Below are 15,540 nucleotides of genomic sequence, written 5' to 3'. Positions count from 1 at the left end.
CGGCCGTGCCAGGGGCGGTTCGGGCACCCGCGACGGGCGGCGTACGCGGCACGGCCCGTACGACCGGCGCGTACCACCGGCCCGCACGGCGCGTCCGTACGACCGGTCCGGCGGCCCGGAGGTCACCGTCCCGCGGTCACTGCGCGGGCTGTCCGGCGGGCGCGCTCGGCACCTCGGGCGCGGAGGCGAAGAGGTCCAGGTACATGCCGCCGGCCACCACCAGGCCGATGACGCCGAGGATCACACCGCCCAGCGCGACGCCCTTCACCCAGGAACGGGTGTCGGCACGCCGGGCCGCCAGCGCGAGCAGCACACCGCCCACGAGGACGGCGAGCAGCGCGAAGATGCCGTTCAGCAGCGCCGTGGCGTGCCAGGGCGCGCCGTACAGCGCGTTGATCTGGTCGGCGCCACCGCCGCCGCCCTGCGCGCCCTGGGCGCTGCTCTCGATCTGCCCGATGAGCTGTTTGCGGTCGCGCAGCATCTCGCTGAGCGAGGTGCCCGTGATGGAGCTCAGGCCCAGCCCGGCGCTGACGACGGCGGCGGCGCCGGCGCCCAGTCCGCTGCCGCGGCGTAGGGCGGTGGCACGGGCGGTGCCGTCGTCGCCGGGGCCCTCGTCGTCGAGGTCGTCCTCGGCGAGGCCGTCGTCCGTGAGGGTCTCGGTACGGGGGTTCTCCTCGGCCGACGCCGCGGCGGCCGAGGACTCACCGGTCTTGCCGGCGGTCTCCTCGCTGGTGTCCTTGTCGAGTCCGGTGTCGGTCACGCCGCCGGCCTCCTCGTTCTTGTCGGTCTTGGTCGTCTCGGTAGCCATGGGGCGTCACCGTAGGGGCCGATTCTGAGAGTCCGATGAGAGTGCGTCACGCGGTGCGGGGAGTGCGCCCGCGCCGGCGGCGGCGACCGGTGCGGGCTCCGCCCGTGGTTCCGGTACGGACTCCGGCAGCCCTTCCGGTACGGACTCCGGCTCCGGTGCCGGAGTCTCCGGTTCGATGCTGACGCGCGGCAGCCAGCGGTCCATCCACTTCGGCAGCCACCAGTTGGCGCTGCCCAGCATGTGCATCAGCGCGGGGACGAGCAGCGTACGCAGCACGAACGCGTCCAGCGCCACGGCCGCCGCGAGCCCGATGCCGAACATCGCGATGATCCTGTCGCCGCTCAGCACGAACGCACCGAAGACCGCGATCATGATGACGGCCGCGGAGTTGATCACCCGTCCCGTCTCGGCCAGCCCGACGCGTACGGATCTACAGTTGTCCCCGGTCAGACGCCACTCCTCGTACATACGGCTGACGAGGAAGACCTGGTAGTCCATCGACAGCCCGAAGAGCACCGAGACCATGATCACCGGCAGGAAGGGCTCGATCGGTCCGGGACCGCCCAGCCCCAACAGGCCGCTGCCCCACCCCCATTGGAAGACGGCGACGACCACCCCGCACGCCGCGGCCACCGCCATCACGTTCATCAGCGCGGCCTTCAGCGGGATCCCGATGCTGCGGAAGGCGACGAGGAGCAGCACGCATCCCAGCGAGACCACGACGCCGACGAACAGCGGCAGCTTGCCGAGGATCACGGACGCGAAGTCGTCGTGCGCGGCCGTCACTCCGCCCACCCGTACGTCGAGGGAGCTGGAGGAGGTCGCCTCCGGCAGCACGTCCTCGCGCAGGTCCTCCACGAGTTGCGAGGTGCGCTTGTCCTGCGGCGCGCTGTCCGGGACGACGGTGATGACGCCGGTGCCGCCGCTGCCGTTCAGCTCGCCGCCGGAGACATGGGCGACGCCGTCGACGTCGCGCAGCTTGTCGGGCAGCTTCTCGAAGTCGAGCTTCGCGGCGGCGTCGTCGATCTCGCCGACGAGCGTGAGCGGCCCGTTCGTGCCCGGTCCGAATCCGTCCGCGAGCCGGTCGTAGGCCTGCCGCGTCGTGGTCGTACGGGGGTTGCTGCCCTGGTCGGACGTGCCGAGCTGGAGCCCGGTCACGGGCACCGCCAGCACGACCATCACCGCGGCGGCGATCCCGCCGAGCAGCCGGGGATGGCGGGAGACGAAGGACGACCAGCGCGCGATGGCACAACCGCCCGCCCGCCGGGCGCTCTTGGCGGTGGAGACGCCGGCGGAGGCGTGCGGCGCGTCCGCGACGCCCGGCCCGTCCGTACTGCCCTCCGCGTCCGCGTCCGCCTCCGCGAGCATCCGCCGCCGCTCCCGTCTGCTCAGGGCGCGCTTGCCGATGACGCCGAGCAGTGCGGGCACGAGCGTGACGGAGGAGAGCACGGCGAGCACGACGGTCAACGAGGCGGCGACCGCGACGCCGTTGAGGAAGCTGAGCCGGAGCACGAGCATGCCCAGCAGGGCGATGCACACCGTGACACCGGCGAACACCACGGCCCGCCCCGCCGATGCGACGGCGCGCTCGGCCGCCACGTCGACGGGCAGGCCCTCCTTCAGTCCGCGGCGGTGTCTGGTGACGATGAACAGCGCGTAGTCGATGCCGACGCCGAGTCCGATGAGGGTGCCGAGCATCGGCGCGAAGTCGGCCACCGTCATCACATGGCTGAGCAGCCCGATGCCGAGGGTGGCCGTGCCGACGCTGACCACGGCCGTCACCAGCGGCAGCACCATCGCGGCGAGCGAGCCGAAGGCGATCAGCAGCACCACGGCCGCCACGGCGACGCCCACGGCCTCGCTGAGGTGCCCCTCCTGCTTCTCGGTCAACGCGATGCCGGGGCCGCCGAGTTCGATGTCGACTCCGGGGACCTTCTCGCCCGCGCGCTGCGCGGTGTCGACGACGCGCTGCACGTCCTTCTTGTCGAGCTTCTCGACGGACTGGTCGAAGGTCACCGTCGCGTACGCGGTACGGCCGTCGCGGCTGACGCGGTCCTCGTGCTCGCCGCGTTCACCGCCGTACGGGCTCTGGACCGAGGCGACGCCGGGCAGCTTCGCGACGTCCTTCAGGGTCCGGCCCATGGTCTTCTCGACCTGTGCGTCGCGGACGTCGTCCGTGGAGGCGTCGGTGCCCTTGCCCGTGTGCCAGACGATGGTGTCGCTGTCGCCCTTGCGGTCGGGGAAGCCCTGGCTCATGAGCGTGGTCGCACGGCCCGACTCGGTGCCGGGGACGTCGTACTGGTTGGAGAACGCCGATCCGGTGGCGAGCGCGGAGGTGCCCACGCCCAGGAGAACGGCGAACCACAGCACGATCACGGCCAGACGGCGGCGCAGACACCAGCGGGCGAGAGCCGTCATACGCGCTTGACCTCTTCCCGGGAGTGGGGGCGGGGGCCTCCCGAGCCGGGTTCGTACGACGGACCTGTGGACGTACGGGGCCCACGGCGCCGCATGGGCGGGCAGGGAGGGACGGCGACATCGTGATGATGTCGTGATGTTCCGTCCTGGCAGAGTGACACCGGAAGAAGATCCTTTGCCACCTTTGTGTTCAAGCCCACAAGTGCCGCGCCACCCTGGCGTTACCGCAGGTCATCGCCTACATCTACGGGACGGACGACCATGTGCGAACGCAATGTGCGCGCTCCGTGCACCACGGGGGCGGAGACCGCGCGCACACCCCTTGAACACACCGCCGGGCGGCCCGGAACGGCCCGGCACAGACGGAGAGGCGGCCCGCTCGGACCGCCTCTCCGTCGTCTGCCGCCCCGGCCGGCCGGGGCCGGGCTCAGCCCTCGACGCCGAGCTTCTCCAGGATCAGTTCGCGCACCCGTGCCGCGTCGGCCTGCCCGCGCGTGGCCTTCATGACCGCGCCGACGAGCGCGCCCGCCGCCTGCACCTTGCCGCCGCGGATCTTCTCGGCGACGGCCGCGTTGCCCGCGATCGCCTCGTCGACGGCCGCGCCGAGCGCGCCCTCGTCCGAGACGACCTTCAGACCGCGCTTCTCGACGACCTCGTCCGGAGCGCCCTCACCGTCGAGGACGCCCTCGATGACCTGCCGTGCGAGCTTGTCGTTGAGGGAGCCCTCCGCGACCAGCGCGCAGACCCGGGCGACGTCCTCCGGGCCGATGGGCAGATCCGCCAGGTCGGTGCCCGACTCGTTGGCGCGGCGGGCGAGTTCGCCCATCCACCACTTGCGGGCCTGGTCGGCCGGAGCGCCCGCGTCCGTCGTGGCCACGATCAGGCCGACGGCGCCGGCGTTGAGCACGGACTGCATCTCGTGCTGCGAGATGCCCCACTCCTCGCGCAGCCTGTTGCGGCGTACGCGCGGCAACTCCGGGAGCCCGGCGCGCAGTTCCTCGACCCACTCGCGCGAGGGCGCCACCGGCACCAGATCCGGTTCGGGGAAGTAGCGGTAGTCCTCCGCCTCCTCCTTCACCCGGCCCGGCGTCGTGCTGCCGTCGTCCTCGTGGAAGTGGCGCGTCTCCTGGACGATCTTCCCGCCCGCGTCCAGTACGGCCGCGTGCCGCTGGACCTCGAAGCGGGCCGCACGCTCCACGCTGCGCAGCGAGTTGACGTTCTTCGTCTCGCTGCGGGTGCCGAAGGACCGCTCGCCCTTCGGGCGCAGCGACAGGTTCACGTCGCAGCGCATCTGGCCCATCTCCATGCGGGCCTCGGAGACGCCCAACGCCTTGATCAGCTCGCGCAGTTCGGCGACGTACGCCTTGGCGACCTCGGGCGCCCGCTCCCCCGCGCCCTCGATCGGCTTGGTGACGATCTCGATGAGCGGGATGCCGGCCCGGTTGTAGTCGAGCAGCGAGTGGGAGGCCCCGTGGATGCGGCCCGTGGCGCCGCCGATGTGCGTCGACTTGCCGGTGTCCTCCTCCATGTGCGCGCGCTCGATCTCCACGCGGAAGATCTCGCCGTCCTCGAGCTGTACGTCGAGGTAGCCGTCGAAGGCGATCGGCTCGTCGTACTGAGAGGTCTGGAAGTTCTTCGGCATGTCCGGGTAGAAGTAGTTCTTCCGCGCGAAGCGGCACCACTCCGCGATCTCGCAGTGCAGCGCGAGACCGATACGGACGGCGGACTCGACGCCCGTCGCGTTGACGACGGGCAGCGCGCCCGGCAGCCCCAGACACGTGGGGCACGTCTGGCTGTTGGCGTCCGCGCCGAGCGTCGTCGAACAGCCGCAGAACATCTTCGTCGCGGTACCGAGCTCGACGTGGACCTCCAGCCCCATGACGGGGTCGTAGGTCGCCAACGCCTCCTCGTACGGCACCAGTTCGGTGACGGTCACTGGAAACTCGCCTCTCAGTCGTCGAAGAGGACGTCGTCGACGTCGAGCCGCCGCAGCTCACGCACCAGCAGCGCGACACCCGTGACGATGCCCGCCGCCGAGACGGCCACGTCGATGAGCTGGAGCGTGTCGCCCTCGCGACGCGCCTCCTTGCCGCGCTTGACGGTGCCGACCACCCCGAAGAGCGAGCTGGCGATGGACAGATACATACCGGCCCTGGACTTCTTGAACCCCTTGGCCTTCTGGAGCTTTCCACTCACAGCGACGGTGCCTCCTCAAGCAGCGGGTGCCCCCAACGTGCCTGGTGAGCGGCTTCCAGCGCCGCACCGACACGATAGAGACAGTCATCGGCCATGGCCGGGGCGATGATCTGGAGCCCCACCGGAAGGCCGTCCTCCGGGGCCAGACCGCACGGTACGGACATGGCGGCGTTCCCGGCCAGGTTGGACGGGATGGTGCACAGGTCGGCCAGATACATGGCCATCGGGTCGTCGGTGCGCTCGCCGATCGGGAAGGCCGTGGTCGGGGTGGTGGGCGAGACCAGCACGTCCACCTCGCCGAAGGCACGCTCGAAGTCACGCGTGATGAGCGTGCGGACCTTCTGCGCCGACCCGTAGTACGCGTCGTAGTAGCCGGAGCTGAGCGCGTAAGTGCCCAGCATCACGCGGCGCTTGACCTCGTCGCCGAAGCCGGCCTCGCGGGTGAGCGCGGTGACCTCCTCCGCGGAGTGCGTGCCGTCGTCGCCCACGCGCAGGCCGTAGCGCATCGCGTCGAAGCGGGCGAGGTTCGAGGAGCACTCGGACGGCGCGATCAGGTAGTACGCCGCGAGGGCCTTGGTGAAGGACGGACAGGAGACCTCGACGACCTCCGCGCCCAGCTCCCGCAGCAACTCGACGGTCTCGTCGACGCGTTGGAGCACGCCCGCCTGGTAGCCCTCGCCGCGGAACTCCGTGACGACGCCGACCCGCAGGCCCGCCACGTCGCCGTTGCGGGCGGCCGCGACGACGTCCGGGACGGGCTGGTCGATGGAGGTCGAGTCCAGCTCGTCGTGGCCGCCGATCACGGCGTGCAGCAGCGCCGCGTCGAGCACCGTACGGGCGCAGGGACCGGCCTGGTCGAGCGAGGAGGAGAAGGCCACCATGCCGTAGCGGGAGACCCCGCCGTAGGTCGGCTTGACGCCCACGGTGCCGGTGACGGCGGCGGGCTGGCGGATGGAGCCGCCGGTGTCGGTGCCCAGCGCCAGCGGCGCCTCGTACGCGGTGATCGCCGCGGAGGAACCGCCTCCGGAACCGCCCGGTACGCGGGTCAGGTCCCACGGGTTGCCGGTCGGCCCGTACGCGCTGTTCTCCGTCGAGGAGCCCATGGCGAACTCGTCCATGTTCGTCTTGCCGAGGATGACGACGTCCGCCTCCTTCAGCTTGCGCACCACGGTCGAGTCGTACGGCGGGATCCAGCCCTCGAGGATCTTGGAGCCGACCGTGGTCGGCACGCCCTCGGTGGTGAACAGGTCCTTGACCGCCGCCGGCACACCGGCCAGCGGGCCGAGCCGCTCACCGCGTGCGCGCTTCTCGTCGACCTCGCGGGCCTTGGCGAGCGCGCCCTCGCGGTCGATGTGCAGGAAGGCGTGCACCTTCTCGTCCACCGCCTCGATCCGCGCGAGGTGCGCCTCGGCGACCTCGACGGCGGTGACCTCGCCGCTCGCGATCATCTCCGCGGTCTGCGCCGCGGTCAGTCTGGTCAGGTCGGCCATCGCTCAGTCCTCCCCGAGGATCTGCGGCACCTTGAAACGCTGCTGTTCCTGTGCCGGGGCGCCGGAGAGCGCCTGCTGCGGGGTCAGGCTCGGACGGACGGTGTCCGGGCGCATGACGTTCGTGAGCGGCAGCGGGTGGGAGGTCGGCGGTACGTCCTCGTTGGCGACGTCGGAGACGGTGGCGACGGCACCGATGATGTCGTCGAGCTGACCGGCGAAGTGATCCAGCTCTTCGTCTTTCAGCTCCAGGCGCGCCAGCCGGGCGAGGTGGGCGACCTCCTCGCGCGAGATGCCAGGCATGCAGCGGTCCTCTGGGTGAGTGTCGGATTTTCCGAGCCCAATCCTATGGCTCTTACGGGGTGGGCCGGGCGTCGGGCGGCGGGGGCCGCGCTGTGGGTGCGGCTCAGTGCGCCTCGGGGTGCGATCGGGCTCCGGGTGCGGGCCGCTCCGGGGGCACGTCCGGACCCATGATTTACCTCCCTGTACCGTCCGCCCAATTGCTGGGCCTTACCAGTACCGGTCCGCAAATCACGGGCAAGCGTCCGGACATACCCCCTGCGCGGCCCGCCCCCTCCCGTACGTCGGCGGCTACCCCTCCGGTGACACAGATGCACGGCGATCGCTTCGATCCCGAACAGGTCCGCATACGGCCGTAGTTGACTGAACGTACGAGAGGGACGGCCTCAAGCCGCCGACGCACGGCGGCAGTTGAGAGCCGTAGGCGTGGACGTACGAAAGCGGCAGACGCCGGACGGCAGGAGGGGGCGGGACGCTTGGGGTCTCCCCAGCGGAGCGAGGGGACGGGACACCGGAGCGGCCCGCCCCCGGAACCAACCACGAACCGGAGGCGAACCACCACCCGCCAAGCGCCCAAGCGGCCACGCGCTACTGCACCGGCTGCCACCCCGTCGGCCGGTTCGCGTCGTGGGACTGGGTCGGTTTGGGCGGGCCCGAGGGGTGCGGCGGGCCGCTCGTGGAGCCGGGGTGCTGGCGGGTGGAGCCCGCCGCGGACGCCGACGGGCCGCACTCCGACTGCGGGCGCGGAGTGGAGTGTTCGATGGCGTCCGGGACGCCGTCGCGCGCCCGCAGCCACGCCGTCGTCTCGTCCGGCGGCATCGCGGCGGCCACGAGCCACCCCTGCACCGCGTCGCACCCCAGATCCCGCAGCCGCTCCCATGTCTCGTCGTCCTCGACGCCCTCCGCCACCACCAACAGGCCCAGGGAGTGCGCCAGATCGACGGTGCAGCGCACGATCTCCGCGTCCTCCGCGTCCACCGCGAGCCGGGCCACGAAGGACCGGTCGATCTTCAGCTCGCTGACCGGCAGCCGCCGCAGATGGACGAGCGAGGAGTAGCCGGTGCCGAAGTCGTCCAGGGACATCTTCACGCCGTGCCCCGCCAGCGCCGCCAGCGTGTCCGCCGCGCGGTGCGGGTCCTCCAGCAGGACGTGCTCCGTGATCTCCAACTGGAGGGCGCCGGCGGGGACTCCGTGCCGGGCGAGGCGGCCCGCGACGTCGCCCGCGAAGCCCGGTGCGTGGACGTCGCGGGGTGAGACGTTCACGGCGACGGGCACCGTGAGCCCGTCCGAACGCCAGCGGGAGACCTGCGCGAGTGCCGTCTCCAGGACGTACTCGGTCAGCCGCGGCATCAGCCCCGACGTCTCCGCGATCGCGATGAACTCGTCCGGAGGGACGCGTCCCCGCTCGGGGTGCACCCACCGCACCAGTGCCTCCAGGCCGCCGACGACGCCGTCGAAGCCGACCTTCGGCTGGTAGTGCAGCTCGACCTCGCCGGCGTCCAGCGCGCGGCGCAGATCCGCCAACAGGCCCAGCCGGTCGGGGGTGTTGCTGTCGCGTGTGGCCTCGTAGACCTCGACGCCCGTGCGGTCGCGCTTGGCCTCGTACATGGCCACGTCCGCGCGGCGCAGCAGTCCCTCGGCCTCGCGTGCGTGCTCCGGGAAGACGGCGACGCCCGCGCTGGCCTCCAGGACGAGCGTCAGCCCGTCCAGGTCGAGCGGCGCGCCCAGCGCCGAGACCAGGGTGCGGGCGGCGCGCATGGCGCCGGTGGCGGAGTCGGCCATCGGCAGCAGGACGGCGAACTCGTCGCCGCCGAGCCGTGCCGCCTCCGCGCCGCGCGGCAGTTCCGCGCGGAGCCGTTCGGCGATCTTCAACAGCAGCCTGTCGCCCGCGAGATGGCCGAGCGTGTCGTTGACGGAACGGAAGCGGTCGAGGTCGATGAGGACGAGCGCCGAGCGGGCCTCCGTACGGTCCGCCTCGTCCAGCGCCGACCAGGTGCGCTCCAGCAGCCACTGCCGGTTGGGCAGTCCCGTGAGCGGATCGCGCAGCGCCTCCTCGGCCCGTACGCGGGCGATCCACAGCGTGGAGTCCAGCGCGATGAGCGGCACCGCGAACAGCGGGAGCAGAATGGGCCGGTAGGCGGCGACCACCGCGATCAGCGGCGATATGCCCAGCAGCGCGCCGGCTATCAGCCCCTGCCGCAGCAGCGCCCTGCGCAGCGCGGTGGGCAGGCCCGTCTTGCGCGGCGAGTGCGAGAACCACAGCAGGGTGCGGGTGACCACCAGATACACGAAGGCGGCCAGCACGATCTCGGGCAGCGCGAAGAAGTCCCAGTCCGCGGGCTGCCACGGGTGCGCCACCGACGGGTGGACGCCGACCGCGGAGAGCGTCAGCGCCGCCGCCCCGATGCCGAGGATGTCGACGGCGCCCTGTACGAGGGCCTGCCGCCAGCGGGTGCGGCGCACCGCACCCACCAGCACCACCACCGCGAGGCTGACGACCACGGCCGGAGCCCAGCCGTACAGCAGCAGGATCGCCAGCGTCAGCGCGGCGCCCGAACCGGTGCCGCTCCACCAGCGGTCCCGGCCGAGCGCCACGAGGTGACCGACGATCAGACCCGTGAGGACCGCGAGCGACCACCCCGCGACCGCGTCCGGGAAGAGTGCTCTGCTGTCCGTCATGACCCGGAAGATGCCTGTGCCCAGAGCGATGCCAGCTCCGACGACGACGATCAACGACAGTCCGGGCACTCGCAGCGCGGCGATGCGCTGCACCCACGGCACGTCCTCCGCTCCGCCCGTGGACCCCGTACTGCCACTCGTGCCGTCGGGCAGGCTGGAGTACGGGGGGCCGTGGCCCCCAGGAATTTCCTGCATGCCCGTCCCTCCGCCGGCCGTCCGTGCCTGCTTCCCCAAATCAGGCACACACATCAACAGTAGGCCGCACACAGCTTCCAGGGCAGCGATCGGCCCGGGTTGACTGTGTGCGACCCGGCTGATCCAGCCCCTTTCGCGCACAACAGCCGATAACAGTGCGGCTGCTGAGTGCATACCCGGCCGCAAACGCACGGGACACCTGTGACGGAGATGGAACAGCGGGAGAACCGGGACGAGTTGACGCGCCCTCAGTGCCCTATTCGGAATGCTTTTCGGCCACTTCGCGGGCCGCGTCCGCGCCGCGCTCCAGAAGAACGGCGAGACCGTCATCGTCCAAAATAGGCACCTTCAACTGGACGGCCTTGTCGTATTTGGACCCCGGACTCTCCCCCACCACCACGAAGCCGGTCTTCTTCGAAACCGACCCGGTCACTTTTGCGCCCCGCTGCTGGAGGGCCTCCTTCGCGGCGTCCCGGGTGAGCGTCTCCAGGGTCCCGGTGACGACGACGGTGATGCCTTCGAGCGGGCGCGGGCCCGACTCCTGCGAGCCCTCCGCCTCCATGCGCACGCCCGCGGCGCGCCACCGTTCGACGATCTCGCGGTGCCACTCCTCCGCGAACCACGCCTTCAGCGACGCCGCGATCGTCGGGCCCACGCCCTCCGTCGCCGCCAGCTCCTCCTCGTCGGCCTCCGCGATGCGGTCCAGGGAGCGGAACTCGCGGGCCAGCGCCTCCGCGGCCACCGGCCCGACATGGCGGATGGAGAGCCCGGTGATGATCCGGGCGAGGGGACGCTCCTTGGCCGCCTGGATGTTCTCCAGCATCGCCAGGGTGTTCTTGCGGGGCTCGCCCTTCTGGTTGGCGAAGAGGGTGACGACCTTCTCCTCGCCCGTCTCCGGATCCCGCTTGGGCAGACCCGAATCCGGGTCCACCACATACGACTTGATGGGCAGCAGATCCTCCGTACGGAGGTCGAAGAGACCGCCCTCGTCCTTCAGCGGTGGCTCCGCCGGCTCCAGCGGCTGGGTGAGCGCCGAGGCCACCACATAGCCGAAGTGCTCGATGTCCAGGCTCTTGCGGCCCGCCAGATAGAACAGCCGCTCCCTCAACTGGGCCGGGCAGGAACGGGCGTTGGGACACCGCAGATCGATGTCGCCCTCCTTCATGGGCCGCAGCTCCGTGCCGCAGTCCGGGCAGTGCGCGGGCATCTCGAACTCCCGCTCGCTGCCGTCCCGCAGATCGGCGACCGGACCGAGGATCTCCGGGATCACGTCGCCGGCCTTGCGCAGCACCACCGTGTCCCCGATGAGCACGCCCTTGGACCGCACGACCTCCTGGTTGTGCAGCGTGGCGAACTCGACCTCCGAGCCGGCGACCGTCACCGGCTCCACCACCGCGTACGGCGTGACCCGTCCCGTACGCCCGACGCCCACGCGGATGTCGACCAGCCTGGTGTTGACCTCCTCCGGGGCGTACTTCCAGGCGATCGCCCAGCGCGGCGCCCGCGACGTGGAGCCCAGGCGTCCCTGGAGCCGCACCTCGTCGAGCTTGACCACGACGCCGTCGATCTCGTGCGCCACCGAGTGGCGGTGCTCCCCGTAGTACGCGATGAACTCGCGGACGCCGTCGAGCCCTTCGACCACCTTCGTGTGGTCCGAGGTGGGCAGTCCCCACTCGCGCAGCAGTCCGTACGCCTCGCTCAGCGTGGCCACGTCGAAGCCCTCGCGGGCGCCGATGCCGTGCACGACCATCCGCAGCGGGCGCGTCGCCGTGACCTTCGGGTCCTTCTGGCGGAGCGAACCGGCCGCGGCGTTGCGGGGGTTGGCGAACGGCTTGTCGCCGGCCTCCACCAGCCGGGCGTTCAGCTCCTCGAAGCGCTCCATCGGGAAGAAGACCTCCCCGCGCACCTCGACCAGCTCGGGGATCCGCTCGCCGTCGAGGTGTTCGGGGATGTCGTCGATGGTACGGATGTTGGGCGTGATGTCCTCGCCCGTGCGGCCGTCGCCGCGGGTGGCGGCGCGGGTGAGCCTGCCGTGCTCGTACGTGAGGTTGACCGCGAGGCCGTCGATCTTCAGCTCGCACAGGAAGTGGTGCTCCACGCCCTCCAGTTCGCGGGCGACGCGCTCGGCCCACTCCCCCAGCTCCTCGTCGTCGAAGGCGTTGTCGAGGGAGAGCATCCGCTCGCGGTGGGCGACCTCGGTGAACCCCGTCTCGTACCGCCCCGCGACCTGCTGGGTCGGGGAGTCGGGCGTGACCAGCTCCCGGTGCTCCTCCTCCAGCGCCTGCAACTCGCGCAGCAGCCGGTCGAATTCGGCGTCGCTGACGACGGGCGCGTCCCGCACGTAGTAGCGGAAGCGGTGCTCCTCGATCTGTTCGGCCAGCAGCCGGTGCCGCTCACGCGCCTCCGGGGGCACCGCAGTGCCCGCCGCCGATGCCGCCGTGCTCTCTCTGCCCGCCACCGTCTCGTCCTCTCGTCACTCAGGGTCGTCGGCGAGGGACCTCGCCGCCCGGACGCAGTGGGCGAGCGCCGCACGCGCGTACGCGGGCGAGGCGCCTGCCATACCGCAGGCCGGAGTGACCACGACCGACTCCGCGAGGAGGGCCGGGGACAGCCCGAGCCTGCGCCACAGCGACCTGACACCACCGACGCTACCGGCAGGGTCCGACAGTCCACCCGAGGGCGGTCCGTCCCCCGGCACGACCCCGGCGAAGAGCACCGTGCCGCCCTCGACGGCCTCGCCGACCGCGTCGTACTCACCCTCGGTGAGCAGACGCGCGTCGAACGAGACGCCCGCGGCGCCCGCCCGGCGCAGCAGCGCGAACGGCGGCCGCGGCGCGCACGAGTGCACGACGACGGGCACGTCCTCCGCCGCGCACGCCCCGGTGATCTCGCGCAACGCGCCCTCGGCGACCGCGCGGTCGACGGCGCCGTGGGTGCGGTAGCCGCTGGCGGTGGGCACCCTGCCGAGCAGCACGGCCGTCAGCATCGGCTCGTCGAGCTGGAGCACGAGCGGGGTGCCGGGCACCCGGCGCCGTACGTCGGCCAGATGGTTCCGCAGACCCTCGACGAGGGAGGCCGTCACATCGCGGCACGCGCCCGCGTCGCCCAGCACGGCCTCGCCGTTGCGCCGCTCCAGGCCCGCGGCGAGCGTCCAGGGGCCGACCGCGGAGAGCTTCAGGGCGCGCCGTCCGCCGTGGTCCTCCTGCGTGAACTCCTCAAGAGCGTCCAGGTCTTCGCTCAGCCAGGAGCGTGCGCGGCGGGTGTCACGGCCGGGCCGGTCGCTGATCCGCCAGCCGCTGGGCTCCAGATGCGCATACAGCTCCACGAGCAGACCGACGGTGCGTCCGGTCATGTCCGCGCCCGGTCCGCGCGCGGGGAGTTCGGGCAGGAAGGGGAAGGTCTCCAGCGTCCCGGTGACCGTACGGGCCGCCTCGCGCGGGTCCTCGCCGGGCATCGAGCCGACGCCGGTGGCCGCCGCGGCGCCCCACACGGCTCCGGACGCGGTACGGGCGGCGCCCGCGGGGGCGTTGTCGGTGCTCTCCGTGCTCATGTGCCCGGCCGTACGGTCAGATCGGTGACCTCCGCGTCGCGCGGCAGGTCCAGCGCCGTCAGCAGGGTCGTCGCCACGGAGTCGGGGGTGGTCCACCGCCCCGCGTCGTACTCCCTGCCCTCCTGCCGGTGCACCTTCTCCTGCATCGGCGTCGCGGTGCGCCCCGGGTAGACGGACGTGACGCGCACGCCGTTGCCGCCCTCCTCGGCGCGCAGGGAGTCGGCGAGCGCCCGCAGACCGTGCTTGCTCGCGGCGTACGCGGACCACTGCGGGTTGGCGCGCAGCCCCGCGCCGGAGTTGACGAAGAGGACGTGGCCGCGGGCGAGACGGAGCTGCGGCAGCAGCAGGCGCGTCAGCTCGGCGGGTGCGACGAGGTTGGCCGCCATCGTCTGGTTCCACACGCGTGCGCTCAACTCGCCCACGCCGCCCAGCTCGACGACGCCCGCGACGTGCTGGAGCGAGTCCAGCCGGTCCGGCAGGGACTGCTGGCCCAGGGCCCAGGAGAGCCGCTCCGGTTCGGCGAGGTCGCCGACGACGGTGGCGGCGCCCTCGAACCGCTCCCTCAGCTCCTTGGCGCGGCCGGCGTCGCGCGCCAGCAGCCACAGTTCGTCGCCGCGGTCCAGAAGCCGCCGGGTGACGGCGGCGCCGATGCCCGAGCCGGCACCGGTGATCAGATGCGTTGCCATGGCCCCATCGTCCCCCAGCGCCGCGGCGGGCCGTGCACCGGAGGGCTCTCGCCCGGACGGCGCCGGGCCGCCACGACCGGCCGCCGCGACCGGCCGCCCCCAACCACCGCCGGGCGCCCCCGCGATGAGTTTCGGCCACGGCTGCGGTCTGCCCGCTGTGAGCCGGACGGCGCCCGCGTGCGGGCGGGCCTCCGGAAGCCGCCTGTACGAGAGAGGGCAGCGATGCCGACGACTGACACGACCGGTCCGCACGCGAGCACGGGCACGGACGCGGTGCCGGACCCCGGACCGGAACCTGGACCGGAACCCGGACCGGACGCGCAGGGGGCCGCCCCCAGGACCGCCGTACCCGCCCCGGCCTCCGGCACCGCCGACGCTCCCGCGGTCGAGACGCACGGCCTGGTGAAGGTCTTCGGCGACAACCGCGCCGTGGACGGCATCGATCTGCGGGTGCCCGCCGGTGCGGTCTACGGGGTGCTCGGGCCCAACGGCGCCGGCAAGACCACCGCCGTACGGATGCTGGCCACGCTGCTGCGCCCGGACGCCGGGCGGGCGCGGGTCTTCGGCCACGACGTGCTGCGCGAACCGGCCGCCGTACGGGCCCGGGTCAGCCTCACCGGGCAGTACGCCTCCCTGGACGAGGACCTGACCGGTACGGAGAACCTCGTACTGCTCTCCCGGCTGCTCGGCCACACCCGGTCCGCCGCACGCGGGCGGGCGGCGGCGCTGCTGGAGGCGTTCGGGCTGGCGGACGCGGCGCGGCGCCAGGTGAAGCACTACTCGGGCGGCATGCGCCGGCGCATCGACATCGCGGCGAGCATCCTCGGCACCCCGGACCTGCTCTTCCTCGACGAGCCGACGACGGGCCTGGATCCGCGCAGCCGCAACCAGGTGTGGGACATCGTCCGCGCCGTGGTCACCCGCGGCACGACGGTGCTGCTGACCACGCAGTACCTGGACGAGGCGGACCAACTCGCGGACCGTATCGCGGTGATCGACCACGGCCGGGTCATCGCGGAGGGCACACCGGGCCAGTTGAAGTCGTCCGTCGGCGCGGGCTCGGTGCAGTTGCGGCTGCACGACCCGGCACAGCGCGAGGAAGCGCACCGCGTGCTCGCGCGGACCCTGGCCGCCCGTGTCGAGCGTTCCGAGAGCGACCCGGTGGCGCTCACGGCGCGCGTGCCGGGGGACGGCGGCGGGCACGGCGGCGCCGAGCAGGCG

The 15,540-nt window shown here is 72.3% G+C and carries 11 protein-coding genes; 1 reads left to right on the top strand and 10 read right to left on the bottom strand.

What is annotated here, in order from left to right:
- Window positions 1-136: 136 nt before the first annotated feature.
- From AN218_RS36045 to AN218_RS10320, 10 genes are all read right to left on the bottom strand, one after another.
- Window positions 137-808, bottom strand: coding sequence for a GHMP family kinase ATP-binding protein (locus AN218_RS36045; protein WP_070016498.1), 672 nt, complete (start codon window positions 806-808; stop codon window positions 137-139).
- A 6-nt stretch (window positions 809-814) separates the two neighbouring features.
- Window positions 815-3,226, bottom strand: coding sequence for an MMPL family transporter (locus AN218_RS10360; RefSeq protein ID WP_070016497.1), 2,412 nt, complete (start codon window positions 3,224-3,226; stop codon window positions 815-817).
- A gap of 427 nt (window positions 3,227-3,653) precedes the next feature.
- The gene (gene gatB / locus AN218_RS10355) at window positions 3,654-5,162 is read right to left on the bottom strand and encodes an Asp-tRNA(Asn)/Glu-tRNA(Gln) amidotransferase subunit GatB (RefSeq protein WP_070016496.1); all 1,509 of its coding nucleotides are present in this window, start codon (window positions 5,160-5,162) and stop codon (window positions 3,654-3,656) included.
- A gap of 14 nt (window positions 5,163-5,176) precedes the next feature.
- A complete protein-coding gene (locus tag AN218_RS10350; protein WP_070016495.1) occupies window positions 5,177-5,422 on the bottom strand; it encodes a hypothetical protein in 246 nt (81 codons plus the stop codon).
- Complete coding sequence (gene gatA / locus AN218_RS10345; RefSeq protein WP_070016494.1) at window positions 5,419-6,912, bottom strand: Asp-tRNA(Asn)/Glu-tRNA(Gln) amidotransferase subunit GatA; 1,494 nt, start codon at window positions 6,910-6,912, stop codon at window positions 5,419-5,421. The genes AN218_RS10350 and gatA overlap by 4 nt, the downstream gene beginning before the upstream one ends.
- Window positions 6,913-6,915: 3 nt before the next feature.
- Window positions 6,916-7,212 carry an Asp-tRNA(Asn)/Glu-tRNA(Gln) amidotransferase subunit GatC gene (gene gatC / locus AN218_RS10340; RefSeq protein ID WP_070016493.1) on the bottom strand — a complete coding sequence of 99 codons (297 nt, stop codon included), beginning with the start codon at window positions 7,210-7,212 and terminating at the stop codon, window positions 6,916-6,918.
- A gap of 585 nt (window positions 7,213-7,797) precedes the next feature.
- Window positions 7,798-9,888 carry a putative bifunctional diguanylate cyclase/phosphodiesterase gene (locus AN218_RS10335; RefSeq protein ID WP_244900389.1) on the bottom strand — a complete coding sequence of 697 codons (2,091 nt, stop codon included), beginning with the start codon at window positions 9,886-9,888 and terminating at the stop codon, window positions 7,798-7,800.
- 451 nt (window positions 9,889-10,339) lie between these two features.
- On the bottom strand, window positions 10,340-12,541 hold the full coding sequence (gene ligA, locus AN218_RS10330) for an NAD-dependent DNA ligase LigA (protein ID WP_070016492.1): 2,202 nt from the start codon (window positions 12,539-12,541) through the stop codon (window positions 10,340-10,342).
- A gap of 15 nt (window positions 12,542-12,556) precedes the next feature.
- Window positions 12,557-13,633, bottom strand: coding sequence for a methionine synthase (locus AN218_RS10325; protein WP_079132011.1), 1,077 nt, complete (start codon window positions 13,631-13,633; stop codon window positions 12,557-12,559).
- Window positions 13,630-14,319, bottom strand: coding sequence for an SDR family oxidoreductase (locus AN218_RS10320; protein ID WP_070016491.1), 690 nt, complete (start codon window positions 14,317-14,319; stop codon window positions 13,630-13,632). Before AN218_RS10320 ends, AN218_RS10325 begins: the two co-directional genes overlap by 4 nt.
- Window positions 14,320-14,541: 222 nt before the next feature.
- Between AN218_RS10320 and AN218_RS10315 the strand changes: the two genes are divergently transcribed.
- Window positions 14,542-15,540, top strand: a 999-nt coding sequence (locus AN218_RS10315; RefSeq protein ID WP_079132015.1) for an ATP-binding cassette domain-containing protein, incomplete at its 3' end; no start/stop codon positions are given.

The organism is Streptomyces nanshensis (genome assembly GCF_001751255.1).
Classification (GTDB): domain Bacteria; phylum Actinomycetota; class Actinomycetes; order Streptomycetales; family Streptomycetaceae; genus Streptomyces; species Streptomyces nanshensis_A.
Note: the sequence above shows the minus strand (reverse complement) of the source record. Positions and strands in the feature narration are given on the sequence as shown.